The sequence below is a fragment of the Chryseobacterium sp. RU33C genome, assembly GCF_900156015.1.
Classification (GTDB): domain Bacteria; phylum Bacteroidota; class Bacteroidia; order Flavobacteriales; family Weeksellaceae; genus Chryseobacterium; species Chryseobacterium candidae.
The window spans coordinates 113,895-140,252 of record NZ_FTMT01000004.1; the positions used below are offsets into that span (position 1 = coordinate 113,895).

Consider the following 26,358-nt stretch of genomic DNA (forward strand, 5'->3'; position numbering starts at 1 on the left):
AAAATGATACAGTTCTTTTATGAAAACTTACCAGAGTCGGTAAGTGCAGATTACAAAAAATGGCTGGAAGATCTCATTCTTTCAGAAGGAAAAAAATCAGGAGAAATCAATTACATTTTCTGTGATGATGAATATCTTCTTAAGATCAATCAGGATTATTTGCAGCATGATTATTATACAGATATCATCACTTTTGATTATGTAAAAGGCAAGACAATAAGCGGTGAGATTTTCGTATCTTTGCAGCGCATTTCTGATAACGCCTCTACCCTTTCCCGAGATTATGAAGAAGAATTAAGAAGGGTTTTAGCGCATGGTATTTTACACCTTGCAGGCTATAAAGACAAGACGGAAGAGGAAGAAAAAGAGATGCGGAGAATGGAAGATCTGTATCTGGATAAATACAGGGATTCAAAGTTTTAAGATTGAAGAATCACTTAAGGTCCGGCATCTAAAGCACTCTATTCTAGCAACAATATAGGTTTACCTAGAGTGCATTCTCCAAAAATGTTTCACGTGAAACATTGGTTATAAAGATAAGGTTTAAAGCTTAAAACAAGCGAGATAAAAATGATTTCAGAAATATATGATGTAATAGTGGTAGGTGCAGGACATGCAGGTTGCGAAGCCGCTGCGGCAGCAGCTAACCTCGGTTCAAAAACCCTACTTGTTACAATGAATATGCAGACCATCGGGCAGATGAGCTGCAACCCGGCGATGGGCGGAATCGCAAAAGGACAGATCGTAAGAGAGATTGATGCAATGGGAGGATATTCCGGAATTGTAGCAGACAAATCTGCTATCCAATTCAAAATGCTGAATCTTTCAAAAGGTCCTGCGATGTGGTCTCCGAGAACCCAAAATGACAGAATGCTTTTTGCCGAAGAATGGCGCTTAGCATTAGAAAATACTCCCAATCTTGATTTCTTTCAGGATATGGTGAAACAACTGATTGTTGAAAATAATAAAGTAGCCGGAGTGGTTACTTCTTTAGGAATTGAGATTAAAGCAAAATCTGTAGTTCTTACCAACGGAACTTTCCTTAACGGATTAATTCACGTTGGAGATAAACAATTAGGCGGAGGAAGAATGGGTGAACCAAGAGCTTTTGGAATTACAGAACAACTGGTCACTTTAGGTTTCGAAGCAGGAAGAATGAAAACCGGTACTCCACCGAGAGTAGACGGAAGAAGTTTGGATTATTCAAAAATGGAAGAACAGAAAGGAGATGAAAATCCTCAAAAGTTCAGTTATCTTGATACTCCGAAATTGACAAAACAGCTCAGCTGTCATATTATATATACCAACGAAACCGTACATGATATTTTAAGAGAAGGTTTTGACAGAAGTCCAATGTTCAATGGTACCATTCAAAGTTTAGGCCCAAGATACTGTCCAAGTATTGAAGATAAAATTAATCGTTTTGCAGAAAGAAACAGACACCAGCTTTTTGTAGAACCGGAAGGATGGAAAACAGTGGAGATCTATGTAAACGGATTCAGCTCTTCTCTTCCTGAGGATGTACAAATCAAAGCAATGAAACATATTCCAGGATTCGAAAATGTAAAAGTTTTCCGTCCAGGTTATGCTATTGAATACGACTACTTCCCTCCTACCCAATTAAAACATACGCTCGAAACCAAATTAATTGATAATTTATATTTCGCCGGACAGATCAATGGAACAACCGGATATGAAGAAGCAGCAGGTCAAGGATTAATTGCCGGAATCAATGCACACAATAAAGTTCATGAAAAAGGAGATTTTATCTTAAACAGAGATGAAGCTTATATTGGAGTATTGATTGACGACCTGATCACAAAGGGAACGGAAGAACCTTACAGAATGTTTACTTCACGTGCAGAATACAGACTTCTTTTAAGACAGGATAATGCTGATATCAGATTAACAGAGAAAGCATACCATTTAGGATTAGCAAAAGAAGACAGATTAAGACGAGTTGAAACCAAAATATCTGAAAGTCAGTCACTTGAAGAGTTTCTTCGAGAAACTTCTTTAAAACCAGGTATTATCAACCCGGTTTTAGAATCTATTGAAAGTAGTCCTGTAGATCAGGCCTACAGAGCAGCTCAAATCCTTACAAGACCTAATATGACATTAGAAAAGCTGGACGAAATTGATTTTATTAAAGAAATTTCTACTCAATATAATGAAGAAGTAAGAGAGCAGGCAGAGATCAATATTAAATATAAAGGATATATTGAGAAAGAAAAGGAAAATGTAGCTAAACTGAATCGCCTTGAAAATATTAAAATCCCGGAAGACTTCGATTATACAAAACTAAGCAGTCTTTCTGCAGAAGCAAAACAGAAGATGACAAATGTTCGTCCGAAGACAATTGCCCAGGCAGGAAGAATAAGCGGTGTTTCTCCGGCTGATATCAATGTATTACTAGTTTATTTAGGACGTTAATAAAAAATGTTTCACGTGAAACATTAAAGACAAAAACAAAAAATTAAGGTATTTAAAAGCGTAAAAAACTTCTGGATATCTTAATTTTTTATCATATTAAAGATATTTACTTCAATGAAAATAAAAGATCATTTTCTTTCACAGGAAATATTTGAAATTAAAGAGACAGAAACAAAAGGTGTATTTAAAACCACTCCTATCCCATCCAATATTTCCAGATATTATGAAAGCGAAGATTATATTTCTCATCACCAGGATTCCGGAAGTATGAAAGAAAAGCTTTATAAATTTCTTCAGTCTTTCAATCTGCAGTACAAAAAGAATATACTCGTAGACAGAATAAAAAAAGGATCAAAAGTTCTTGACTACGGATGCGGTGCCGGAGAGTTTGTAAAGTATATAGAAAATGATTTTGAAACCTACGGATTTGAACCGGATTCTGATGCAAGAAAAGCAGCAAAAGGAAAAATTACAAAGGCTTCCATCTTAGATAATATAAATAAAATTGAAGAAAAGACCTTAGATGCTATTACGCTCTGGCATGTATTTGAGCACATCGAGAATCAAGATGAAATGCTTGCTATTTTCCATGGAAAATTAAAAGAAAAAGGAATTCTTGTTATTGCTGTTCCTAACCCTACTTCTTATGATGCGAAACATTATAAAGAGTATTGGGCAGCTTATGATGTCCCAAGACATATCTATCATTTTTCAAAAAAAGGTATGGAAAACTTAATTTCTAAAAATCCTGACTGGAAAATGAGAAAGATCAAACCTTTGGTTCTTGATTCTTATTATATCTCCATGTTGAGCGAAAAATATAAAAAATCACCGCTATTTTGGATAAAAGCCATGGTTTACGGAACAATTTCTAACGCAAAGGCCTTATTTTCGAACGAATTTTCAAGTTTGATATACATTATCGAAAAAAGATAGAAAATCGATTTTTGACCCATTTATGAAGGTAAATTTTCGGCATCTTTAGCTTAAAAATCAAAAACTCAGGATTTTTTCTCCTGAGTTTTCTTTTTTCCGGAATACATTTATATTTTAAATCCTACATCTATTTTGTAAAGACTTAAAAATAAAATAGAAATTTACCTTCCTTACCTATCAATAAAAAATATCTTCCCTACTCCATTTTAATAATAAAGAAAAATATAGATCATCTCATCAGTAATTTATGTACTTAAAGCTTTTATTTAAGTTTCTAACTTAGTATTCAATAAAACCATAAAAACAAGCGAAAAAAAGAAGAAATTTAGCTTTAACAAGATAAATTATCACAAAAACAGCTTCAATTTAACTTCAAAATAAAATAAGATACAAATACTCTAAAAAAGATAGAAAATCGATTTTTAAACTATTTATGAAGGTCATTTTTCGACGTTTTATTGAAAATAAAAAATTAAACCTGAACAGGTAAATATATTTCTGCCCACAAGCAAAATTGAAAATCGAATTTCCTCTTAAAATAATTCTTCCACTATATAAAAACAAAAAAGAACTCCCCTACTCCACTTTATAATTTTTATTAAAATAATTTTTCTCTATTAAAAAAAAAATTGATGAAAATTGATTGGTTACTATTTTTTGAGAAAATCGGAATAATAAAAATTAATAATCCTAGAGAATTCAAAATTCAAAACTCAATACTCAACAAAAAATTTGAAAATAGAAGGCTATAAACTTCATAGCAAATTTTTCAGTCTAAAGAAATAAAAAATCAAAAACGAACTAAAATTTATCCTGGAAAAAGTTCTAAAAAAATCAAAAAGGCATTAACTTACTCATTTTATTGCACTTACGCAATTATTTCTAATATTATGGAAAATGATCATATGAAAATGATAAGGAATAAAACAGTTAACAAATTAGTTTAATCATTAATATACAATAAGATACAAGATAGTCACTTATATGTGAAATAAAAAAAATAAATTTAAATCTCCAGGATTCACAAAAATTTGTATCTCTACTTTTATAAAAGAAATTTAAAATTAAAACAAGCAAAAATACTATTTCCAGAAATCTTTCATTTTTAAATCAATCTATCATATTTTTTCCAAAAAAAGATGAATAAAGTCTTATTCCAATTAGAAGAAAAAATCACAAATCTTCCTTCCAACTTTCTAATAATTTTCATAAAATTATATCAATTTCTCTTTCTATATTTTTCGAAATACAAGGTATAATTTATAGAAGAAACACCTCTCTTTATATCAATAGTATTGCAAAAATCATGGTCATTTACCAAATCAAAATGAGAATAAAAACAGAAATAAAGTCTCCTATATACATAAATTTTACAAGAATATTGTGATCATAAAATTCCTGAAAAACATAAGTCACTGAAAGAGAATTCAACCTATCTATATATAACTACAAGTTATATCTAAAATAGTATTAAAACACCGATCAATAAAGGATTTTAATTAAATCTAAGAAATAAAAAAAGCCTGCTAATATAATTAGCAGGCTTTAAAATATATTATATTTCCTATTAATTATTGATGGCAGCTACGCCTGGTAATTCAAGTCCTTCAAGACTTTCAAGCATTGCTCCCCCACCGGTAGAAACATAACTAACCTGATCAGCATATCCGAATTGCTTCACGAAAGCAACACTGTCACCGCCTCCCACTAAAGAAAAAGCTCCCAATCTTGTTGCTTCTGCGATACTCTCTCCTAATGCAACTGTTCCAGCAGCAAAATTTGACATTTCAAAAACTCCAATCGGGCCATTCCAAAGAATTGTGCGTGAATTCAGCAATACATCATTAAACTGATCTCTTGATTTAAGACCAGCATCAAGTCCCATCCATCCTTCAGGAATAGCATAAATATCAGCTTCTTTTATTTCTACATCATTACTAAAGCTTTCAGCGATGATAGCATCAGACGGAAGATATACTTTTACTTTATGTTCTTTGGCCTTTCCTAAGATCTCAAGGGCCAAAGGAAGTTTATCTTCTTCTACAAGAGAAGTACCGATTTTTCCTCCAAGAGCCTTAATAAAGGTAAATGCCATACCTCCGCCAATGATCAGATTATCTACTGCAGGAAGAATATTTTCTATAATGGTAATTTTAGTTGAAACTTTAGAACCTCCCAGAATAGCTGTAACAGGTTTTTCACCACTTTTTAAAACCTTATCGATAGCCTGAAGCTCCTTAGCCATTAGTAAACCGAAATATTTAGTTGATGGGAAATACTGAGCTATTACTGCTGTGGAAGCATGAGCTCTGTGCGCTGTACCAAACGCATCATTTACATAAGCATCTCCTAATTTAGCAAGCTTCTCAGCAAATGCAGCATCTCCTTTTTCCTCTTCATTATGAAAACGTACATTTTCCAATAGTAAGATCTCCCCTGGTTTCAAATCTGCAGCTGCCTGCTCTGCTTTTTCTCCGATACATTCGTCTACAAACTTTACTTCCTGTCCTAAAACAGAAGAAACTTCACCTACAATATGTTGAAGGGAAAATTCATCCTTAACCTCTCCTTTTGGTCTTCCAAGGTGCGTAATCAAGATGACAGAACCACCATCATTAAGAATCTTTTCCACTGTAGGTTTCACAGCAACAATTCTTGTGTTGTCTGTCACTTTCAGTTGATCATCCTGCGGAACATTGAAGTCCACTCTTACCAGAGCCTTCTTATCTTTAAAATTAAGATCATTGATTGTTTTCATAAATAGATTTATTTTTTACTTAGCCTTATGAGACTGTTCTGCAGAAATCCGTTTTAGTTTTTGTAAAAATCTCGCAGGAACAATTTCATAAACCTCATTGAATTTTTGTTTCACAAATGTAAGGTTTTAAACTTTTTCAACAGTTTGATTAAAATAAAAGTTTTCAAAAACTTTCCCCGAACCCAATCACCCATTAATCAACAATTCTTTCTCTTATAAAAAAAAGAATAATGTAGTTGTTGTTGAGTATTGTTAGTTTCGGGGATAAGTTTTAGGCTAAAAATTGATAACATTCAACTTTTATTCAACTCATATTTAACTCACATTATAAAACTCTGTAAACCTGCAATTTCACATACTTATTAACAAATGTTGATAACTTTGAAACAAAGCCATTATTAGTTATTTTATTATGGAAAAATCTGGGGATAGCTGAAGAAAACATCTGGAAAGTTGTGGTAAAAGTTTGAGGAAAGATTTTCTATTACGAAATAAATTCATCTTTAAAAATAGAAAGTTGAGAAAAGTTTTCCACAGTTATTCACATACCTTTTCACAATTAACTCAGGGTTTACTAACACGAATTGTTATTATTCTTACCTTTGTAAGGAAATAGAATCTAATAAAGCTTAATAAGAGTATTATGAAAAGAAAAATTGCTATTGCAGCGGACCATGCAGGCTATGAATATAAGGAGATTGTTAAGAACTATCTTTCAGAACGTTTTGAAGTACAGGATTTTGGAACGTTTTCCACAAACAGTGTGGATTATCCGGACTTTGTACACCCTGCTGCAACCTCTGTGGAAAACGGAGAAAATGAGCTTGGAATTCTGATCTGTGGAAGCGGAAACGGAGTTCAGATCACTGCAAACAAACACCAGAAAATTAGATGCGCTTTGTGCTGGATGCCGGAGATTGCAACACTGGCAAGACAGCATAATGATGCCAACATGATTTCAATGCCGGCAAGATTTATATCTAAAGAACTGGCACTTGAAATTGTAGATAAATTTCTTTCAACAGACTTTGAAGGTGGAAGACACCAGAACAGAGTTGACAAAATTGCAGTTTGCTAATTATAATAAGGCTTGTAAATCACTTTACAAGCCTTATTTATTTTTTATTCGTACATTTGCAGTGTCCAATAGAAATTACACTCTATTATTCTCCAAAGCCTTTCTTATATTTGAAATATATTTAATAAAAGGTTTTTCTCTTTTCTTCTCCAGAATTGTATTAAATTTATACAAAACTAAAGCTCCCGTTTTAAGCAAACTGAAAGATAATTTCTGATGATTTACGGAAAGATTCTAATGATGAAATTGAATAACCTTATACTAAGGAACTAATAAGGAAGATTTAGAAAAAGGTCTTAATTGAGATAAGACCAAAACAATTAAAAGAAAAATTAAAATGCCAAAAAAAAGAAAATATATAAGTCATAAAAATGATTTAAAGATGATGGAGATCGGAAGAATGATCCTCCGTTTTATGAATGCAAATTCATCCAAAATTTATAACTATAAGCAGATCGCTGATGGGATAGATTACAAAAATCCAAGACAAAGAGAACTTGTGATCCAGGCGCTGCATAAACTTCAGGGATCTGAAAAGATTAAAGAAGTTGAAAAAGGAAAATACATTGTGAACCTAAAAATCGCAGGAACGCTTACCGGAACTATTGACTTTAACCAAAGTGGAAATGCTTACGTAAGTGTGGAAGGTTTGGAAGATGATGTCTTCGTTCATTCCAAAAATGTAAAGGATGCCCTGCAGGGAGATAAGGTTCTTATTATAACTTATCATTATAAAGGAAAGAAATTAGAGGGCTCTGTTTTGGAAGTTTTGGAACGAAACAGAACAGAGTTTGTAGGAACCTTTCAGAAGGTTGCCCACAAAGATTTTGGGTTTGTGGTTTGTGATAAAAAGACAATCAACACAGATATCTTTATTCCGAAAGGAAAATTTAGCACTGCAGAAGATGGAGATAAGGTCATTGTAAAAATGACAGAATGGAGACCCGGGGATAAAAATCCGGAAGGTGAAATTATTCAGGTATTGGGTGCTCCGGGAGAACACGAAACGGAAATCCACTCTATTCTCGCAGAATATGGCCTCCCTTATGAATTTCCATCGGAAGTAGAAGCTGATGCAGATAAAATTGACAGAAGCATCACAGATGAAGAGGTGGCAAAACGTTGGGATATGCGTAATATCTGTACATTTACCATTGACCCTAAGGATGCAAAAGACTTTGATGATGCTTTATCCATCAGAAAACTGGAAAACGGAAACTGGGAAATCGGAGTTCATATTGCAGACGTATCTCATTATGTAGTGCCGGGAACTATTCTTGATGATGAAGCCTATCAGAGAGCTACTTCAGTATATCTGGTTGACAGGGTTGTGCCGATGCTTCCGGAAGTGTTGAGTAATGATGTTTGCTCCCTTCGTCCACATGAAGATAAATATACTTTTTCAGCTGTTTTTGAATTGAATGACAATGCTGAAATTCAGAAACAGTGGTTTGGAAGAACCGTTATCCATTCAGACAGAAGATTTACTTATGAGGAAGCACAGGAACGTATTGAAACCGGACAGGGAGATTTGGCGGAAGAAATCAATACGCTTGATAAGCTGGCGAAAATAATGCGTAATGATCGTATCAGAAAAGGAGCGATTACTTTTGACAGAAGTGAAGTAAGATTCAATCTTGATGAAAATAATGAACCGATTGGAGTGTACTTTAAAATCAGTAAAGATTCCAATCACCTGATCGAGGAATTCATGCTTTTAGCCAATAAAAAAGTATCAGAATTTGTATCGCTTTCAAGAAAAGGTGAGATCACCAACAATACTTTTATTTACAGGGTTCACGATGATCCGGATCCCGCAAAGCTGGAATCTTTGAGAGACTTTGTTGCTACTTTCGGATACAAAATGGATCTGGCCAATACCAAAAAGGTTGCCGCATCTTTGAATAAACTTCTTCATGATGTGAAAGGAAAAGGGGAAGAAAATATGATTGAAACTCTTGCGATGAGAAGTATGAGCAAAGCAGTATATTCCACAGAACCCATTGGCCACTATGGTCTTGGTTTTGAATACTACAGCCACTTTACCTCTCCTATCCGCCGTTACCCGGATTTATTGGCTCACCGTCTTCTTCAGCATTATCTGGATGGAGGAAAATCTCCAAACAGAGGTGAGCTTGAAGACAAAGCAAAACACTGCAGCGCCATGGAAAGACTGGCAGCAGATGCGGAAAGAGACTCCATCAAATTCATGCAGGTGAAATTCATGGAAAAACATCTGGGAGAAACTTTCAGAGGTGTAATTTCCGGAGTGGCAGAATTTGGTTTCTGGGTTGAGATTCCTGAAAACGGAGCGGAAGGATTGATCAAGTTGAGAGACCTTGTAGATGATTCCTATATGTATGATGCAAAAACCCATGCCGTATACGGAATAAGACATGGAAATAAATATCAGCTTGGAGATGAAGTTCAGATCAAAGTGGTAAAAGCCAATCTGATTCAGAAACAGCTTGATTTCCAGATCGTGAAGTAATGACGAGAATAGATAAATACATTGTATTTAGTATTTTAAACGCAATATTATTGGTAACAGTAATTTTTAATACTGTTATCAATTTTTATCTTTTTGTATTGGTTCTGATTGTTCTTGTTATATTATGTAATATTCTAATTAAAAGAAATATTATCAATATCAATAAGCAAGGAAGAAAATATTTTTTTGGAGTCACTTTTCCATTGATAATAAATGGATTCTTTCTTATCAATTACGTTACAGGAATGAATCCTACCAAAGAAACATATTGTTTCAGAAACATGGTTTCAGAGGTTGGAAGCGTACACAGCCATCAGAAAGGAAAGACAACTTACGTTTATTTGAGTGGAAACGCCTACGAATATTCTTACATGACCAGAAGTTTTTGGATTGATTATAAAAGAATGCTTTTTAAAAATCAGGTTATTTATACCTTTGAAAGGGGTATTTTTGGTCTTAAAATCAGAAAAGATTTCGAATTTGTTTTCAATGAAAACTGTTTGGAAAAATAAAAAAAATTGCTGAACATATTCAGTAAAATTATCATATAAAGGAGGTTGTTTCTAAGCGGAATGACCTCTTTATTTTTGGTAATTATATACTTTATAAACCTTAGTTTACAAAATAAAGAAATATTCACAAAGTTACTTAGACTAAGTAATACTTCCAGTATTATGTAGTTTTTTGGCGAAAACGGGAGAGGTCGAAAGACCTCTCTTTTTATTTTTACAAAGTTTATCTTTGTAACCGCCAAAACATTACATAATGGAATTACCTAAATTTCATAACGTTCTTGAACTCATGAGAATGTTCGATACAGAAGATAAATGTAAAGACTATCTTATTTCTTTACGTTGGGGAAATAATATCGTTTGCCCTCATTGTGAAAATTCTGATAAAGTCTATCGATTCGCAAATAAATACTTATACAAATGTTCTTCTTGTAAGAAGCAATTCAGTCCTATAACTAAAACTATTTTTCAAGGAACTCATATTGACCTTAGAAATTGGTTTTATGCTATATACATTTTTGTAAATCATAGAAAAGGACTTTCTTCAGTTCAACTATCTAAAGATTTGAGAATAACGCAAAAATCAGCTTGGCTAATGCTTCATAAGATTCGTTTAAGTATGAAAGATAGAAAAGGAAAATTTAGTGGAGAAATCGAAGTTGATGAAACCTATGTTGGAGGCAAAAATAAAAATAGGCATTACAATAAAAAAGTGAAACATTCCCAAGGACGTTCAACAAAAGATAAAGTTGCAGTATTTGGATTTGTTGAGAAAAATGGAAGAGTAAGAACTATGCAGATAGGAAAATTACATTGGAAGGGCATGAAAGTAATGTTATCTCATTGTGTAGATAAATCGAGCACTATTTATTCAGATGAATATGGAGCTTATAGAGGATTAGATAAGAGATTCAAGAAACATGAAATCGTGAATCATGCTGCATATCAGTACGTCAATGGAAATGCTACAACAAATACTATGGAATGCTTTTGGAGCCATTTAAAAAGAGGAATAATTGGAATTTATCACAAAGTAAGCAAAAAGCTACTTCACAGATATTTGCCTGAATTTGAATTCAGATGGAATACGAGAAAAGAAACTTCTTTAGAAAGATTCATGCTAACGATAAATCAAGGTTTTGGTCGAACTCTCACCTTAAAAGAATTGACTAATAACTTTAGAAGATAATTAATATCTTTACGATTAAGAAAATATGTAGCGATAGCTATCAATTTTGATTTTGAAAAACCGCCAAGTTTAAAAATTAAAATCCCAAAAATTGATAGGCTCATTGTTCATGCCATAGGGCGTGGGCATTAGTCTATTATGGGATAGGGTTTGCTTGGCGGTTAACCTCAAAACAAAGGTAGATTATTTGTCCACGCTACTTTTTATTAATCGTTTGTTATGGACAAGCAAACAAAGTTTCTTTAATAAAAAATGAAAAAACTATTGTTAACAACCGCCATGTTTTTAAGCGTTAACGCCTTTTCTCAAATCAAAGATTTACAAGATTTATTGAATTTATCGAGATTAACAGTATTTGAATTACCTGAAAATCTTCACGGAAATTGGGAAGCAGAAATGCCGTTTCAAATACAAACTGAAAATAGGAATATAGATATAAAAAAATATCGTTTTAGAAATAAAGATCAGGATCAAGTTATTGAAAGGGAAAAAACCTTTTCAAACCAATATAATTTCACATTAAATAAAACCAACTTTTATAGTAATGATTTAGAATTATTGGAAAAAATAAAGAATCAGTTACCAGAGTATGGTTATAAGAAAATGAAAAGTTTTGCTCCGTATTACCAATTCTATGGTAACGGAAAATCATCTATAACAATTATAGATAAACAAACGAAAGAAGCTCCTACTTTGAAAAAAGGTTATTACGTTGTAGGAGTTTCTTTAAATTAACAAGGTTATTTATAATAATAAACAGCTTCGGCAATAGAATTAGTTCCGTCAGAATAAAATTCTATTTCGGTTCTTGTTTTAAAATCGGATTTATAAATAAAATCAGATATAGGTTGAATGCGTATGATGGTTTTCATATTAGAGCAATTATTAATTAGTTAATACGTTATTTAATCTTGAAAGGAAGCTTTACCAGAGCTTCCTTTCGTTTTATAAAGATACAAAATTTCTTATGGAGAAAATTATTATTTTGTAATTTTAACAGGGTTTATAAAGTATATAATTACCTTATTTTTTTAGCAAAAAACGTATAATAAACGCTCCTCTCCTATTTCTTAAAAAAATTACATTAAACTCTGATTAAAATCCACTTGATATATCACAACTTTATTGAATAATTAAATCATAAAGTATAACTTTGTATTAAACGAAATGAATTTTTATTCATTTTAAAACACCACTTAATGCTAGAACTTGTACTATCTGCCATCATATTAGGATTTATGCTGAGCCTGGTTTTCATAGGACCTATATTTTTCCTGTTAATTGAAACCAGCTTTTCCAGAGGCCCCAGACATGCCCTGTCATTAGATCTTGGTGTCATTACAGCAGATTTATTATGCATTGTAGCGGCGTATTATGCCAGTACAGATATTGTAACATTAATAGATAAGCATCCGGGGTTTTACAGAATTACTTCCATTCTTATTTTTATCTATGGGATTGTGATGCTGGTTACCAAAACCAAGATGCATCTGCCCGGTGAAGAAAGGATTATCGGCCAGAATTATATTAAAACATTTTTCAATGGTTTTTTCTTTAATCTTCTCAATGTTGGAGTCATCCTTTTCTGGCTGGTAACGGTAATTTCCGTAAGGAATCAATATCCGGACACCAGCAGTTTTATTTTATACATCAGCATAGTACTGGCTACTTACCTGTCTATAGATCTTGCCAAGATATTTCTCGCCAAGCAGTTTCACGATAAATTAACACAAAAACTGGCCAACCAGATCAGAAGAGTTGTTGGCTGTATTCTTATTATCTTCAGTTTCTTTATTTTCCTGCAGAGTTTTAAAAAGTTCAATCAATTTGAAAAACAGCTGGAGGAAGCAGAAAAGAAAGAAGTAAAATATCAAAAAGCAAAATGAAAAAAATGATCTTTCCAAAGTCTCTTAAAAAAGGAGATAAAATAGCTGTTATTTCCCCTGCCGGAGCGGTAGATGTCCCTCAATTGGAAAAAGGAATAGAAATGATTAGAAGCAGAGGTTTTGAACCCGTTCCCGGGGAACATCTCTACACTAAATTTTCAAACGGATATAATTATGCCGGAACAGAAAAGGAAAGAGCAAAAGATATCAACTGGGCTTTTAATGATACGGAAATAAAAGCGGTATGGGCTTCCAGAGGAGGTTATGGATGCCAGCATCTTCTTCAGCATCTGAAGCTGAAAAACTTCACAGAAAACCCGAAATGGTATATTGGATATTCCGATAATACAGTCATACAAAGTTATCTGTTGAAAAAAGGTTTTGTTTCCATTCATGGGCAGACCATCAAGACATCCAGTTTTGGTGTGACAGATGAAAGCTATGATCTGATCTTTGATATCCTTAAAGGCAAAAAGCCTAAATACGTCCTAAAATCTCACCCTTTGAACATAAAAGGGAATATTCAGGGAGAATTGGTTGGAGGGAATTTAGCCCTTATCTACGCTCTTCTGGGAACGAAATATTCATTCGATTTTAAAGACAAGATTCTGTTTATTGAAGATATCGGAGAAAACTTCTATGCACTGGACCGTATGATCATGAGTCTGGAGCTTGCCGGGGTCTTCAGTAAGATCAAAGGACTTATTGTGGGTGGAATGACCAATATGGGTGATGAAAAGGACAATCAAAGCTATGAAGATAGTTTTGATGAATTTGCTTACAAACTGATTTCTGACAGAATTTCGAAGTATAAATTCCCCGTTGCATTTACTTTTCCTAATGGGCACATTAAGGACAACAGACCACTTTTAATCGGAGCCAATGTGAAAATGAATGTGGACAGCAGTGTTAAGATTGATTTTTAAAATACCACTACTCCCCCAACTCTAAAACTTACAGTATGGCCCATCATAATGATTTTGGAAAAATAGCAGAGAATCTTGCTGCTGATTATCTTCAGAAAAACGGCTATACAATTAAGGCCAGAAACTTTCGCTTTAAGCAGAACGAAATTGATATTATTGCTGAAAAAGATAATCTGATTATTATCGTGGAAGTGAAAGCAAGATCTACCGATATCTTCCTCCTTCCTCAGGAAGCTGTAACCAAAACAAAGATAAAATCTATTGTTTCCGCAGCTAATCATTATCTGGAAGAATTTAATAAAGATCAGGAAGCCCGATTTGATATTATTTCCGTTCTTCCTGATTATAATAAAAACTTAATAGTTAACCATATCAAAGATGCTTTTCAGGCCTTTGATGCGAACTAATAAATCAATACAACAATGTTTGAATGTATCAGGATCATGACATTGACAGTGTACAGCATTCGGACATTTAATAACCAATTTTATGAAGACAATATTGATAACCGGAGCAACTTCCGGTATAGGTAAAGCCACTGCAGAGCTTCTTGCAAAACAAGGAAACAGAATCATTATTTGTGGAAGAAGAAGTGAGGTGCTGGAATCTGTGAAAACAAAACTTTCTGATTATACCGAAATATTTAGTTTGAAATTTGACGTAAGGAATCTTGAAGAAGTAGAAGCAGCCATTAATTCCCTTCCTGAAAACTGGAAAGAGATTGATGTTCTGATTAATAACGCAGGGAATGCCCACGGGTTAGATCCTCTTTCTGCTGGTAAGACAGATGACTGGGATTCTATGATCGACGGAAATGTAAAGGGATTGCTCTATGTTTCTAAAATGATTATACCAATTATGAAAACTAAAAATTTAGGTCATATTGTAAATATCAGTTCTGTAGCAGCGAGACAAACTTACGCCAATGGAATAGTGTACTGTGCAACGAAAAAAGCAGTAGATGTTATTTCCGAAGGGATGAGACTGGAACTCACCGAATTTGGAATCAAAGTAACCAATATCCAGCCGGGAGCTGTAGAAACGGATTTCTCTCTGGTGAGATTCAAAGGAGACATTGAAAAAGCTTCAACAGTGTACGCAGGCTATGATGCCCTGAAAGCGGAAGATATTGCTGATGCCATTGCTTACTGTGTAAATGCACCGAAACACGTTACTGTTTCTGATATGACCATCTATCCAAGTGCTCAGGCTGAGCCAAGAACGATTTATAGAAAATAGTCCAAAATAATGGAGTAAATTTGCAGAGTATTAAAAGTAATTTTGCTCTTGCAATGTTGCTGTTTAGCTTAAAACAAAAAAATGAAAATTCTATATCTTGAAACATCATCTAAGAACTGTTCAGTAGCAGTATCAGACAATGAAAAGCTTATATGCCTTTGTGAAGAAGTTTCTGAAAACTATAAACAGTCCGAAAGCTTACACACCTATGTGGAGTGGGCGTTGGAAGGAGCGGGAATTTCACTTAAAGATATCGAAGCAGTTTCTTTAGGAAAAGGCCCCGGATCTTATACCGGTTTAAGAATTGGTGCTGCTTCTGCGAAAGGCTTTTGTTATGGACTCAGAGTTCCTTTGATTGCAGTGAATTCTCTTGAAAGCATGGTAGAGCCTTTTTTAGGCGATAACTACGACTTTGTTGTACCTTTGGTCGACGCAAGGAGAATGGAGGTGTATACGGCTGTTTATGACGGCAGGACAGGGAAGGAGTTATCTGAGACGGAAGCTAAGATTTTAGACGAAACTTCTTTTGAAGAATTTAAAGATAAAAAAGTTCTGTTTGCAGGGGATGGTGCTAAAAAGGCAAAAGATATTCTGAATCTCCCGGATGCCGTTTTTAAAGAAGATGTTTATCCTTCTGCACAATATCTCATCAGAAAGACTCTGGAAAAAATAGAAAACAAAGAATTTGAGGATATGGCCTATTTTGAGCCTTTTTATCTCAAAGATTTTCATGGAGTAAAGAAAAAGAAAAGCGAAGAGTAAATCTTCGCTTTTTTATGTTATTGAGGTTTTGATGGAACCTGTGAAGTAGGTCTTTTCACACCAGGGTTTTTATCATTTTTATCTTGCTTCTGTGGGGAAGGATTTGTCTGTAACGGAGTAGTACTTTGCAGATCTACATTTTCCAGTTTCTGTACTTTCCCGCTGTTCATTTGTGGAAGTCCCGTATTTTGAGTATTAGGCTGTAGGGGTACTCCTGACGGCTGTTGAGGAATAGAATTTCCTTTATTATCCGTTGCCTGGAAGCTCAAATCACTTTTCAGGTAATTCAGCATTTCTTTGGCTCTAATTCCTTCAGATGTTTTAGAATAATTCAGGGCAATCTGCTCAAGCTGGAGAATCATTACTTCCTTTCCACTGGATTTTCCTGCATTGAATGCATTTAAAAGGTACAGCTTAGGAACCAGCGCATCTTTGGGATACTTCTGAATCGTCTGATCGATCACATCCTTACTTTCTGCAAATTTTTCAGATTCAAATAGAGCATATGCCTTTTTGTATTCGTTTTCAACTTCTTCGGTTGATTTTACAAACGATTTATTCTTGGGATTTCTGGCGAATTCTGCATAAGAAGTATATGGATAATCTGCCAGGAGAATTTGTTTTGCTCTTTCAGAAGCTTGTGGATTTTTCTCATAATTCATGGCAAAAATCTCATACAGCGCCTGTAACATCACTTTTTCTTCCGGCTTTACATCTACAAGGTCATAAAGCGTTTTTGTAGCCAGTGGGGTATTGGTAAAATAATTCTGATACATAATTCCCAGACCTAGTGAAGCAGTATCTCTGTCCTTTTTTAACTGAGACAATTTCCCCTGATCTGTAGGGATCTGTTCAATATAATACGCAGGCTCAAAACGTCTTGGATTAGGCGCTGAAGTTACTCCTAACGCTTCATTCTTCATATCTTCAATAGTGGCCATTTTCTTGGAAGAACGCCAGTTATCGGCCAGGGCACGGTCTCCCCAGATTTGCTTAAACGAAGAGGTTCCTTTGCTTACCGTTCCTGAATTACTGAAATAAAAACCTTTTGTAGTTACGCCAAAGTCCTCAAAAGAATTGGCACTATTGGCAAAAATAGAATTGGCGCTGTAATCACCGGTATCAAAACCTTTACTTCTTTCTGCACGTCTTCTTTCCTGTTCCTCTTTCTCTTCCTTAATCTTTAATTTTGCAATATATTTTGTGAAATAATCTGTTTTCTGACTGTCATTCATCTTGGCCAGAGAAAGAATACTGTCATTCTTTTTAATCAGGTAATAGTTTTTAGAAATCTTCTTAATGTATTCAGACTGGTCTTTTAAAAGGATTTTTGAAGGCTCATAAGTCATTACAGCAAGCGCAGAATCATAATAACTTCCGGCTCCGATATAATCATTCTTATCAAGGTAGCTTTTACCTATTTCATAATATGCCAATCCACGGATCTGAGGATCAGAAACCTTTTCAAAAAGAGATTTTCTGAAAAATTGCTGTGCTTCATCCTTTTTGCCTGCTTTATTGGCCATTAGCCCTAAAGCATAATAAAATTCATTCTTTCTGGAGCCATACATCCCTTTTTTACTGATTCCTTCCAGGTAGTTTTTTGCTCCCGCATAGTCGCCTTTACCGTTAAAAGTTTTGGCAATGGCAACCTGAGATTTTACTTCAAATTCGAAATCACTGGCGTATTTATATGCTGCAGCATAGCTTTCCCTTGCTTTATCATTCTGGTTAAGATTTTCCAGCACCTGACCTCTCAGATAAGCGATTCTGCTTTTCAGTTTTCTGTCCGAATTCAGTTCAAAAGCATTATCAAGTTCTTTAGCCGCTTCCTCTTTTTTACCAGCATCAAGAAGAGATTCAGAATAATAAATGCTCAGTAGTTTTGCATAGCTTTTACTGATATCTTCACTCTTCAGTTTGGCAAATGTTTCATGCGCTCTGTGATAATCTTTGATTTTATCATATGCAAGCCCCTGATAAATTCTTGCGAGTGCAATTCTTTTATCATCTTTCATACGGGTGAAAACATAATTGAGGGCATCCAGGGCTTCAAGAGATTTACCACGATAAATTCTTGCCTGCGCAAGGATCATACAGGCATCAAAAATCTGCTTGTTTTTCTCTTCACCATTTCTGGTAACAGAATATTTATTAATTGCTTTTAAAGCTTTTGCTTCTGCAATTTCCAGCGTAGTAGCTCCTTTGGCTTGCTCACCGTCAGGTCTTGAAGGTCCATTTCCCTGAGGTCCGCCAGGAATATTCGGAATTCCTGAATTGCCTCTTCCTGAAGGTCTGTTGGCTACTTCTGCCATCTTCATAGAGTTTTCTGCAAAAGCTTCAGTTTGCCCAAGATCACTTCCCAAAGGTTGTTCTTCGTAAGTAAGAATAGGGATATAAGGCGCATAGAAGTTATCCTTATGTCCTTTGTCTCTGGATGTAAACTCACTGTTTAATGCATCTTTCGCATTAAAGAGAGTGTTGTAATATGTGGAAAATCCTTTCAATACTCTTGAACGCTGCTCCGGCTTTTTTGTTTTGGTAGCACAGGAAGCAACAAGACATATGACTAAAAGGAATAATATATTCTTTTTCATTATTCAATATAACTCGCTAATCTGCTTTTTATTATCAGCAGTTTGATGATTTTGTAAAAATAATAAAATTTTATAATGAATAATATTTATATTTCTTGCGGAAATATTTTATTTCTTCTTTAATGAGCGCTTCAAGTCTGATCATCTTTTAAATCAGAGAAGATTCTTTCAGGATTTTATAAACAAGATGGGTAGGAAGCCCCATAATGGTATAATAGCTTCCTGTAAGGCTTGTGATCTTCGCCATTCCCAGCCATTCCTGAACACCATAACTGCCAGCTTTGTCAAAAGGCTTATAGTTTTGAATATAATAAGTTATTTCTTCATCCGAAACCTTGTCCAGAGTAACATCGGCTACATCCGTTTCGGTAATCGTTTTTTCAGCTGTTTTGATGGTAATTCCCGTATACACCTGATGTGTTCTTCCGGAAAGATTTTGAAGCATCTTAAAGGCATCCGCTTCATCTTTAGGTTTTCCAAGGATCAGATTGTCGATAGCAACTACCGTATCAGCAGTCAGAAGCACTTCACCTTCTTCCAGGTTTCTGAAGGCTTCAGCCTTTAAATCAGAAAGGTAAGCGGCAGATTCCTCTATTTTAATATTTTCCGGGATAATTTCTTCACAGTCTATTTTTACGACCTCAAAATCAAAACCAAGGCTTGAAAGAAGTTCTTTTCTTCTTGGGGATTGTGATGCTAAAAGTAATTTCATACAGATACTTATACGGATTGAGTATTATCGTCATGCCAGTTCCCCTGAACTTTCATTACCTGTTCAATCACATCACGAACAGCACCCGTTCCTCCATTTTTAGGAGAAATATAATCGGAAATTCCTTTTACTTCAGGAACCGCATTTTCAGGACACGCCGCAATAGCTGAACTTTCCATGATATGAATATCCGGAAGATCATCACCCATCGTCAGAATTTCTTCGTTTTTAAGATTATATTTCTTCTTAAAATCTTCAAAATCATCTATTTTATTATGAGACTTCGGATAGTAATCCTGAATACCCAGATAATTGATTCTATGCTTTACCATTTCATCATTTCCTCCGGTAATAACACCGATTAAATAATTGTTTTTTAAAGCTTTTACTACCGCATATCCGTCCAGAACATTCATTACCCTGCACATATTTCCTCCGGGAAGCAGATAAACACTTCCGTCTGTGAAAACGCCGTCAACATCAAATACAAATGCCTTAATATCTTTTAATTTCTCTTTATAGCTCATACATTTTCTGAATAGAATGATTCATTGTTTTATAAATGTCAAGACTTTCGTCTTTCAATAACTGCTCATGCAGCTGTAAAATCCTTACATCATTTCTTACGGCTGGCCCTGTTTGTGCCATTTTAGGTTCAATTTCATGAATTTTATGAACCGTTTCATCAATCAGCGGTAAGAAATAATCAAACGGAATATCCTGGGAATCTGAAATTTCTTTAGCCCTTGAAAAAAGATGATTCACAAAATTGCAGGCAAATACAGCTGTCAGGTGAATATATTTTCTTTTTTCGTGATTACTATCCATCACCCTTTCCGAAATCTTTGAAGCAAGATCAAACAATATCTTTTGATCTTTTTCATTTTCCGCTTCTATAAAAAACGGAATTTTTTCATAGTCAAGTTCCTTGGATTTTGAAAAAGTCTGCAAAGGGTAGAAGCTGGATTTTCGATAGTCTCCTGCAAGAACTTCTTTTGAAAGTGATCCTGAGGTATGGGCAACCAGACAGTCTTTTTCGGTTATCATCTTCGAAACTTCCCCCACAGAATGATCACTTACACAGATGATATAAAGATCTGCTTTTTCCAGATGATCTGTAGCGGAAGGAATATTTAATTCTTCAGATATTTTCTTCAATTCTTTTTCGTTCCTCCCAAATAGCTGGGCCACAGGAATGCTTTTCAACCTGAAAGCTTTTGCCATATGATAGGCAACATTTCCGGAACCGATGATTACAATTTGCATATAACAAATATAAGATTTTAAGCTGAGCCGGGAAAGGAAGATTGCTTCAGAAATCCTCTTCTTCAATATAGGCACGTTTATTGCGTAAGTGTCTCATATTAGTTTTAATATTTACATTGAAAATTGAATTTTTAATTTAACTTTCAGCTATTTTTGTAATCCAAAACAATGAAGGCATCTTATGAAGATTAAGGACGCGGAAATTATTTCGTTGATGCAGAATCCACGGACCCAGGATAAAGGGGTTCGTGCCTTGATGGACGCCTATCAAAGCAGATTGTACTGGCACATAAGAAGAATTATTGTGGACGGAGATCTTGCACAGGATACTTTGCAGGAAACTTTTATTAAAGCATATCAGAATTTTCATCAGTTCAAAAATGATAGCCAGTTGTATACCTGGTTGTACAGGATCGCTACCAACGAAGCATTGCAGCAGGTCAACAAAATGAAAAAGATGCAGAAAACTGATGAGGATCCGGAGTATCATATGCAGAATCTCGTCGCAGATAATACAGAAGGAGATGCTGAAGAGATACAGGTTTTACTGCAGAACGCTATACACAGCCTGCCCGAAAAGCAGAAACTGGTATTTATGATGCGGTATTATGATGATTTGCCCTACGAAGAAATATCAAAAATTGTAGATATGTCTGTAGGGACTTTGAAAACAAATTATCATTATGCCAAACAGAAAATAGAAGATTATATTAAAGAAAATTACGAAAAATAATTTTTGACCAACAAAGATGAAAGAGTTCGACATAGAAAAATTAGAGCGTAAAAACATTTACACAGTTCCTGATAATATGTTTGAAAATATTCAGGAGAGCGTTATGAATGATATAAAGACAAGTAAAAAAGCACCTGTCTTTAAGCTGAACTGGATGTATGCAGCAGCGGCATCGCTGGCTTTGATTTTTGGAACAACGTATGTTTTTAATTCAGATAACGATTCCACAGAACAGATACTGAACTCTAAAACAGCTTATGTTGCCAATAACGAAGCGCCGAAAACAGAAAGTGAGCAGGCTTATGAAACTTTAAAATCTGATTTAACTTCTGTTGAAAATAATAATCAAACAGTTGAAAATCAAAAAAATAACAATGTTTACGCTTCTAAAAGTGTAAGCGAAACTAAAAAAACAACAGAGAGCCCTAAACCGGTGAAAACTGTGAAGAAAAAAGAAGAAACACGAATGAATGAATATCTGGACTCGTTTTCTAATTCTGAAATTGCAGAGTTAGCAAGTAATTCGACTCAGGACGTTTATTTGGATATTTATAATTAAAAGAAAATGAAAAAGATATTATTGACGTTTTTGATTATTTATGGCTTTGGATTAAATGCCCAAAGAACAGATTATGATTGGAAAAAGATGGATCCTAAACAAAGGAAAGAAGTCATCAATAATCTTTCTCCGGAAGAGAGAAAAGAACTTCTGAAGAAATTCAGGAACAATATGATCATGGATAATCTGAATGTCGATCCGGATGATAAAGCCGAATTTACACAATTGTATAACGAATATCTGGATAGCCAGAAGCAGATAAAAAGTCAGTTTAATTCCAACTTTGATCCCGAAACTTTATCGGATGACGAAGCCAAAGCTAAGTTGCAGCAAAGTTTTGAAGTAGGGCAGAAGCTATTGGATAACAGGAAAAAATATGCAGATAAAATGCAGCAGGTAATTCCCTGCCAAAAAGTTCTGAAGCTGTTTCAATCCGAAAAGATGATGAAGGATAAAATGGATGAAAGAAAACCTCACGGAAATCATAATGCTTCGGGATCCAAACAGAACCCATAATAGTTTATTTTTTTAATGTTGGACGGCTCTTACAGATCTTTCTGTGAGAGCCGTTTAATTTTACTATAAATTCCTATTTTTGCCGAAAATTTGCAAGATGAAAAAATTATTTTTCTTTTTTTTTCTTTCATCCTTATGGCCAGCTCAAAAGACTGAAATAATTAAGCTTAATGATAATCTAAAAGACAGAAAAGTACTTACAAAGTCACTTACTTTTATTGATAACAGATCCAATAAAAATATAGGAAGTATTCCAGACAAAAAAGATATAGTTGAACTGAAATTTGAAAGTAACGACCTTCCGGGATTTATCGAAAACAAATTCAGAGAAGACAATAAAACACTGGGAAATAATGATATTGTTCTGATGCTGGAAGACCTGAAAGTTTATGAAGAACAGGATAGTAACCGTACATTTAGTTATGCAAAAGCAAGAATTAAACTTTCTAGCTTTATTAAAAGAAATGATAAATACTATTTTATTGGAAGATATAATAACGTAATTGTTTCTAATCCAAAAATTACCGTACATCCTTCTATATTTTTGGCTGGACAGATCTCTGAGATATTTACCCAGTTTATAAAAGCGTCTTATTATCCAAATATCAATCCCGGATATTATATTCCTGAAAATGAAATAAACAGATATGAAGAATATTTAAACAAGGAGTATAAAGCATTTAACAATACTGTTCTTAAAGATGGTATTTATACAAACTTTCAGGAATTTCGAAACCAGAATCCAAATCCTGAGTATTCCCTCAAAAAAAATAAGAAAGGAAAAGTAGTACAGTTAATATATAAAGGTCTTGAGACTTCGCTCTCTAAAATATATTGCTACGTAGAAAACGGAATAGCTTATAAAACGACACCTGTGGGTTTTGATGAAATGAAGAAAGACGATAAAGGCTTTTGTATCTATTCTTCCCGAACCAATCTTTTTGCTTCAGCCCAAACCGGAGGCTTATTCGTTGGAGCAGTGGCAGGAGGTTTAGTAGGAGCTTTAATAGGTGCAGCAATTGACTCTTCATCCAATACCAATGCGGGGGCTGTTCATGGTGTCGGTTTCAGATCTACTATGGAATCCAATGTTTATCTTGATTCTTTAACCGGAGGATATATTTTTGAAAAATAGGAATATTTCCGGAAGGGTGAATTAGAAATACAAAGGTTTTCAATGGAAATTAAATAATTTTATACAATAAGATAATGAAAGACAATAATCTCTCGCTTTTTTTTATCTTTGCAAACTACAAGATTCTTAAATGAAAAACATACGAAATTTTTGCATAATCGCTCATATCGACCATGGTAAAAGTACTCTGGCAGACCGTCTTTTGGAGTATACGAATACCGTTACCCAAAGAGAATTACAGTCTCAGACGCTTGATGATATGGATTTGGAGAAAGAACGTGGGATTACAATCAAGTCACACGCCATCCAGATGGATTATGAGTATAAAGGAGAAAAATATATTTTAAACCTTATTGATACCCCGGGACACGTTGACTTCTCTTATGAAGTTTCCCGTTCTATTGCTGCCTGTGAAGGTGCTCTTCTTATTGTAGATGCTGCACAGAGTATTCAGGCTCAGACTATTAGTAACCTGTATCTTGCATTGGAAAATGATTTGACAATTATTCCTATTCTGAATAAAATTGACCTTCCGTCTGCAAACCCTGAAGAAGTAACCGATGAGATTATGAACCTTATCGGGTGCGAATATGAAGATGTATTAAGAGTTTCCGGAAAAACAGGTGAAGGTGTTCATAACCTTCTTGAGCAGATTGTGGAAAGAATTCCTGCACCCGTAGGAAATCCTGATGGTCCGCTTCAGGCTTTGATCTTTGACTCCGTTTACAATCCTTTCAGAGGTATCGAAGCTTATTTTAAAGTAGTGAACGGAAGTATCACTAAAAATGAAAAAATCAAATTCTTCGCAACAGGAAAAGAATACGGAGCTGATGAGGTGGGTACCTTAAAACTGAAGCAGGTGCCGAAGAAAACAATCCATTGCGGCGATGTAGGATATCTTGTATCGGGTATTAAAGATGCCCGTGAAGTAAAAGTAGGTGATACCATCACTTCTTTTGAAAAACCTGCTGATGCACCGATTGATGGATTTGAGGAAGTAAAACCAATGGTATTTGCCGGGATTTACCCAATCGATTCGGAAGATTTTGAAGAATTAAGATTCTCTCTTGAAAAATTAAGACTGAATGATGCTTCTCTGGTTTTCGAACCGGAAAGTTCAGCAGCTCTTGGTTTTGGTTTCCGTTGCGGATTCTTAGGAATGCTTCACATGGAAATTGTTCAGGAGCGTCTTGACAGGGAGTTCAATATGAATGTGATCACTACGGTACCGAACGTATCTTACTTTGGATATACTAAAAAAGAACCTGAAGTTCCGATTCTGATCAATAACCCGTCTGAAATGATGGATCCCTCAACAATGGACAGAGTAGAAGAACCTTTCATTAAGGCTTCTATTATTACAAAATCCGATTTCGTAGGAGCGGTAATGACTTTATGTATCGAAAAGAGAGGAGAAATTGTTAACCAAAGTTATCTGACATCAGAAAGAGTAGAGTTAATTTTCAATATGCCTCTTGCTGAGGTTGTATTCGACTTCTATGACAGGCTGAAATCAATCTCTAAAGGATACGCTTCATTTGATTATCATCCTATAGGATTCAGAGCTTCCAAGCTGGTAAAAATGGATATTCTTATCAATGGTGACATGGTAGATGCCTTATCTTCATTGATTCACGATTCCAACGCTTATTACATCGGGAAAAGAATGTGTGAAAAACTTCGTGAGCTGATCCCTAGACAACAGTTCGATATTGCTGTTCAGGCTGCATTAGGGACGAAAGTAATCGCAAGAGAAACTATTAAAGCCTTGAGAAAAGACGTTACCGCAAAATGTTACGGAGGGGATATTTCCAGAAAACGTAAGTTATTGGAAAAGCAGAAAGAAGGTAAAAAGAAAATGAAGCAGATTGGTAGAGTAGAAGTACCGCAATCAGCGTTCATGGCAGTGTTAAAGTTAAATGATTAATTATTAATCTATTATAAAGTAAAAACCGCTTCTGATGAAGCGGTTTTTTATGGATTTATTTTTTGCGCGTATATTTTATTTCCATGGTTTTGTACTCTTTTCCTGTTTTGGAATCAGGTCCGTACATTTCCAGTTTTTGAGTATTGTCATCTACAAACGTGAATACTTCTCTGAAATCACAGTCTTTTCCTGGTCTTGAAGGATCTGTCATTTTTCCTTTAAATTCAACCGATTTTGAGGAAGGATTCCAGTCGCCTTCGCTATGCATGATTCCGGTTCCCATATTGTCGATCCATGTACTGACAAACTTCTTTTTTGAATTATCGTATCCTACAATGCTCATTCCTTCAAAAGGCATTCCCATAAAGTCACCTTTATGATTAGTGATCTGATAACGTCCGCCAAACATCATTTTATTCGTAGCCTCAGATTTGCTCATCATAGGTTTTGCTCCGTTTTCCATCCACATAGTGGTTTCTCCGTTCCAGATTCCATCAGACTTGGCAAGCATTTTCTGCATTTCTCCCGGAGTTGAGTACGCCATCCAATCTTTCATGGCGGTTGCTGAATCTACAGGTTTCCACTCAGAGTTTGCAGCCGTAGAACCTGCTTTATCGGTGCCATTGGCTGCAGGTGTTTTTCCTTTTTCACAAGCTATTAATAAAAATGCCGCAGAAAGAATTGCTAATAAATTTTTCATAAT

23 protein-coding genes and 1 pseudogene are annotated in these 26,358 nt (G+C 34.7%); 18 read left to right on the forward strand and 6 right to left on the reverse strand.

Annotation, left to right across the window (positions count from 1 at the left end):
- Positions 1 to 3: 3 nt before the first annotated feature.
- From ybeY to BW946_RS05350, 3 genes are all read left to right on the forward strand, one after another.
- The gene (gene ybeY / locus BW946_RS05340; protein WP_076595174.1) at positions 4 to 423 is read left to right on the forward strand and encodes an rRNA maturation RNase YbeY; all 420 of its coding nucleotides are present in this window, start codon (positions 4 to 6) and stop codon (positions 421 to 423) included.
- Between the two features lie 147 nt (positions 424 to 570).
- Positions 571 to 2,433: a tRNA uridine-5-carboxymethylaminomethyl(34) synthesis enzyme MnmG gene (gene mnmG, locus BW946_RS05345; RefSeq protein WP_076595175.1), complete on the forward strand. Its 1,863-nt coding sequence runs from the start codon at positions 571 to 573 to the stop codon at positions 2,431 to 2,433.
- Positions 2,434 to 2,547: 114 nt separating this feature from the next.
- Positions 2,548 to 3,369, forward strand: a complete 822-nt coding sequence (locus tag BW946_RS05350) for a class I SAM-dependent methyltransferase (protein WP_076595176.1) — start codon at positions 2,548 to 2,550, stop codon at positions 3,367 to 3,369.
- A 1,567-nt stretch (positions 3,370 to 4,936) separates the two neighbouring features.
- Here BW946_RS05350 and BW946_RS05355 read toward each other — a convergent pair.
- On the reverse strand, positions 4,937 to 6,127 hold the full coding sequence (locus tag BW946_RS05355; protein ID WP_076595177.1) for a phosphoglycerate kinase: 1,191 nt from the start codon (positions 6,125 to 6,127) through the stop codon (positions 4,937 to 4,939).
- 643 nt (positions 6,128 to 6,770) lie between these two features.
- Between BW946_RS05355 and rpiB the strand changes: the two genes are divergently transcribed.
- The 10 genes and pseudogenes from rpiB (at position 6,771) to tsaB (ending at position 16,210) form a co-directional block, all read left to right on the forward strand.
- The gene (gene rpiB / locus BW946_RS05360) at positions 6,771 to 7,205 is read left to right on the forward strand and encodes a ribose 5-phosphate isomerase B (protein ID WP_034694035.1); all 435 of its coding nucleotides are present in this window, start codon (positions 6,771 to 6,773) and stop codon (positions 7,203 to 7,205) included.
- A 337-nt stretch (positions 7,206 to 7,542) separates the two neighbouring features.
- Positions 7,543 to 9,696 carry a ribonuclease R gene (rnr, locus tag BW946_RS05365; protein ID WP_076595178.1) on the forward strand — a complete coding sequence of 718 codons (2,154 nt, stop codon included), beginning with the start codon at positions 7,543 to 7,545 and terminating at the stop codon, positions 9,694 to 9,696.
- Positions 9,696 to 10,208, forward strand: coding sequence for a hypothetical protein (locus BW946_RS05370; protein WP_076595179.1), 513 nt, complete (start codon positions 9,696 to 9,698; stop codon positions 10,206 to 10,208). The genes rnr and BW946_RS05370 overlap by 1 nt, the downstream gene beginning before the upstream one ends.
- Before the next feature lie 253 nt (positions 10,209 to 10,461).
- Entirely contained in the window at positions 10,462 to 11,397 is a 936-nt protein-coding gene (locus tag BW946_RS05375) for an IS1595 family transposase (protein ID WP_076595180.1), read from the forward strand.
- 252 nt (positions 11,398 to 11,649) lie between these two features.
- On the forward strand, positions 11,650 to 12,132 hold the full coding sequence (locus BW946_RS05380) for a hypothetical protein (RefSeq protein WP_076595181.1): 483 nt from the start codon (positions 11,650 to 11,652) through the stop codon (positions 12,130 to 12,132).
- A gap of 464 nt (positions 12,133 to 12,596) precedes the next feature.
- On the forward strand, positions 12,597 to 13,283 hold the full coding sequence (locus tag BW946_RS05385; RefSeq protein WP_076595182.1) for a LysE family translocator: 687 nt from the start codon (positions 12,597 to 12,599) through the stop codon (positions 13,281 to 13,283).
- Positions 13,280 to 14,209: a S66 peptidase family protein gene (locus tag BW946_RS05390; RefSeq protein WP_076595183.1), complete on the forward strand. Its 930-nt coding sequence runs from the start codon at positions 13,280 to 13,282 to the stop codon at positions 14,207 to 14,209. Before BW946_RS05385 ends, BW946_RS05390 begins: the two co-directional genes overlap by 4 nt.
- Before the next feature lie 29 nt (positions 14,210 to 14,238).
- Positions 14,239 to 14,616, forward strand: a pseudogene (locus tag BW946_RS05395) (YraN family protein); the annotation flags it as partial.
- Between the two features lie 82 nt (positions 14,617 to 14,698).
- Positions 14,699 to 15,448: an SDR family NAD(P)-dependent oxidoreductase gene (locus BW946_RS05400; protein ID WP_076595185.1), complete on the forward strand. Its 750-nt coding sequence runs from the start codon at positions 14,699 to 14,701 to the stop codon at positions 15,446 to 15,448.
- An 81-nt stretch (positions 15,449 to 15,529) separates the two neighbouring features.
- On the forward strand, positions 15,530 to 16,210 hold the full coding sequence (gene tsaB / locus BW946_RS05405; protein ID WP_076595186.1) for a tRNA (adenosine(37)-N6)-threonylcarbamoyltransferase complex dimerization subunit type 1 TsaB: 681 nt from the start codon (positions 15,530 to 15,532) through the stop codon (positions 16,208 to 16,210).
- 17 nt (positions 16,211 to 16,227) lie between these two features.
- Here the strand turns inward: tsaB and BW946_RS05410 are convergent, their stop codons facing one another.
- The 4 genes from BW946_RS05410 to BW946_RS05425 all read right to left on the reverse strand — a co-directional run bounded on the left by BW946_RS05410 (position 16,228) and on the right by BW946_RS05425 (position 20,785).
- Positions 16,228 to 18,807: a type IX secretion system periplasmic lipoprotein PorW/SprE gene (locus BW946_RS05410; RefSeq protein ID WP_076595187.1), complete on the reverse strand. Its 2,580-nt coding sequence runs from the start codon at positions 18,805 to 18,807 to the stop codon at positions 16,228 to 16,230.
- Between the two features lie 148 nt (positions 18,808 to 18,955).
- The gene (locus BW946_RS05415) at positions 18,956 to 19,519 is read right to left on the reverse strand and encodes a Maf family nucleotide pyrophosphatase (protein ID WP_076595188.1); all 564 of its coding nucleotides are present in this window, start codon (positions 19,517 to 19,519) and stop codon (positions 18,956 to 18,958) included.
- A gap of 8 nt (positions 19,520 to 19,527) precedes the next feature.
- Positions 19,528 to 20,046: a KdsC family phosphatase gene (locus BW946_RS05420; RefSeq protein WP_076595189.1), complete on the reverse strand. Its 519-nt coding sequence runs from the start codon at positions 20,044 to 20,046 to the stop codon at positions 19,528 to 19,530.
- Positions 20,036 to 20,785 carry a Rossmann-like and DUF2520 domain-containing protein gene (locus tag BW946_RS05425; protein ID WP_076595190.1) on the reverse strand — a complete coding sequence of 250 codons (750 nt, stop codon included), beginning with the start codon at positions 20,783 to 20,785 and terminating at the stop codon, positions 20,036 to 20,038. The genes BW946_RS05420 and BW946_RS05425 overlap by 11 nt, the downstream gene beginning before the upstream one ends.
- Before the next feature lie 181 nt (positions 20,786 to 20,966).
- Between BW946_RS05425 and BW946_RS05430 the strand changes: the two genes are divergently transcribed.
- The 5 genes from BW946_RS05430 (at position 20,967) to lepA (ending at position 25,655) form a co-directional block, all read left to right on the forward strand.
- Positions 20,967 to 21,518 (forward strand): RNA polymerase sigma factor, encoded by a 552-nt coding sequence (locus BW946_RS05430; RefSeq protein ID WP_076595191.1) that lies wholly within the window; start codon positions 20,967 to 20,969, stop codon positions 21,516 to 21,518.
- 16 nt (positions 21,519 to 21,534) lie between these two features.
- Positions 21,535 to 22,077 (forward strand): hypothetical protein, encoded by a 543-nt coding sequence (locus BW946_RS05435; protein WP_076595192.1) that lies wholly within the window; start codon positions 21,535 to 21,537, stop codon positions 22,075 to 22,077.
- A 6-nt stretch (positions 22,078 to 22,083) separates the two neighbouring features.
- On the forward strand, positions 22,084 to 22,593 hold the full coding sequence (locus BW946_RS05440; protein ID WP_076595193.1) for a hypothetical protein: 510 nt from the start codon (positions 22,084 to 22,086) through the stop codon (positions 22,591 to 22,593).
- A gap of 97 nt (positions 22,594 to 22,690) precedes the next feature.
- The gene (locus tag BW946_RS05445; protein WP_076595194.1) at positions 22,691 to 23,728 is read left to right on the forward strand and encodes a glycine zipper 2TM domain-containing protein; all 1,038 of its coding nucleotides are present in this window, start codon (positions 22,691 to 22,693) and stop codon (positions 23,726 to 23,728) included.
- A gap of 130 nt (positions 23,729 to 23,858) precedes the next feature.
- On the forward strand, positions 23,859 to 25,655 hold the full coding sequence (gene lepA, locus BW946_RS05450) for a translation elongation factor 4 (protein WP_076595195.1): 1,797 nt from the start codon (positions 23,859 to 23,861) through the stop codon (positions 25,653 to 25,655).
- 55 nt (positions 25,656 to 25,710) lie between these two features.
- Here the strand turns inward: lepA and BW946_RS05455 are convergent, their stop codons facing one another.
- A complete protein-coding gene (locus tag BW946_RS05455) occupies positions 25,711 to 26,355 on the reverse strand; it encodes a DUF1579 domain-containing protein (RefSeq protein WP_076595196.1) in 645 nt (214 codons plus the stop codon).
- Positions 26,356 to 26,358: the final 3 nt, after the last annotated feature.

Bases quoted from the DNA above. Each gene is read 5' to 3' on its own strand.
- BW946_RS05390 (WP_076595183.1), top strand. From the start codon at position 13,280: ATGAAAAAAATGATCTTTCCAAAGTCTCTTAAAAAAGGAGATAAAATA.
- BW946_RS05455 (WP_076595196.1), bottom strand. From the start codon at position 26,355: ATGAAAAATTTATTAGCAATTCTTTCTGCGGCATTTTTATTAATAGCT.
- BW946_RS05400 (WP_076595185.1), top strand. From the start codon at position 14,699: ATGAAGACAATATTGATAACCGGAGCAACTTCCGGTATAGGTAAAGCC.
- BW946_RS05445 (WP_076595194.1), top strand. From the start codon at position 22,691: ATGAAAAAATTATTTTTCTTTTTTTTTCTTTCATCCTTATGGCCAGCT.
- BW946_RS05375 (WP_076595180.1), top strand. From the start codon at position 10,462: ATGGAATTACCTAAATTTCATAACGTTCTTGAACTCATGAGAATGTTC.
- rnr (WP_076595178.1), top strand. From the start codon at position 7,543: ATGCCAAAAAAAAGAAAATATATAAGTCATAAAAATGATTTAAAGATG.
- BW946_RS05425 (WP_076595190.1), bottom strand. From the start codon at position 20,785: ATGCAAATTGTAATCATCGGTTCCGGAAATGTTGCCTATCATATGGCA.
- BW946_RS05370 (WP_076595179.1), top strand. From the start codon at position 9,696: ATGACGAGAATAGATAAATACATTGTATTTAGTATTTTAAACGCAATA.
- BW946_RS05380 (WP_076595181.1), top strand. From the start codon at position 11,650: ATGAAAAAACTATTGTTAACAACCGCCATGTTTTTAAGCGTTAACGCC.
- BW946_RS05355 (WP_076595177.1), bottom strand. From the start codon at position 6,127: ATGAAAACAATCAATGATCTTAATTTTAAAGATAAGAAGGCTCTGGTA.
- mnmG (WP_076595175.1), top strand. From the start codon at position 571: ATGATTTCAGAAATATATGATGTAATAGTGGTAGGTGCAGGACATGCA.
- BW946_RS05435 (WP_076595192.1), top strand. From the start codon at position 21,535: ATGAAAGAGTTCGACATAGAAAAATTAGAGCGTAAAAACATTTACACA.
- BW946_RS05420 (WP_076595189.1), bottom strand. From the start codon at position 20,046: ATGAGCTATAAAGAGAAATTAAAAGATATTAAGGCATTTGTATTTGAT.
- BW946_RS05415 (WP_076595188.1), bottom strand. From the start codon at position 19,519: ATGAAATTACTTTTAGCATCACAATCCCCAAGAAGAAAAGAACTTCTT.
- lepA (WP_076595195.1), top strand. From the start codon at position 23,859: ATGAAAAACATACGAAATTTTTGCATAATCGCTCATATCGACCATGGT.
- BW946_RS05430 (WP_076595191.1), top strand. From the start codon at position 20,967: ATGAAGATTAAGGACGCGGAAATTATTTCGTTGATGCAGAATCCACGG.
- ybeY (WP_076595174.1), top strand. From the start codon at position 4: ATGATACAGTTCTTTTATGAAAACTTACCAGAGTCGGTAAGTGCAGAT.
- BW946_RS05440 (WP_076595193.1), top strand. From the start codon at position 22,084: ATGAAAAAGATATTATTGACGTTTTTGATTATTTATGGCTTTGGATTA.
- BW946_RS05410 (WP_076595187.1), bottom strand. From the start codon at position 18,807: ATGAAAAAGAATATATTATTCCTTTTAGTCATATGTCTTGTTGCTTCC.
- BW946_RS05385 (WP_076595182.1), top strand. From the start codon at position 12,597: ATGCTAGAACTTGTACTATCTGCCATCATATTAGGATTTATGCTGAGC.
- tsaB (WP_076595186.1), top strand. From the start codon at position 15,530: ATGAAAATTCTATATCTTGAAACATCATCTAAGAACTGTTCAGTAGCA.
- rpiB (WP_034694035.1), top strand. From the start codon at position 6,771: ATGAAAAGAAAAATTGCTATTGCAGCGGACCATGCAGGCTATGAATAT.
- BW946_RS05350 (WP_076595176.1), top strand. From the start codon at position 2,548: ATGAAAATAAAAGATCATTTTCTTTCACAGGAAATATTTGAAATTAAA.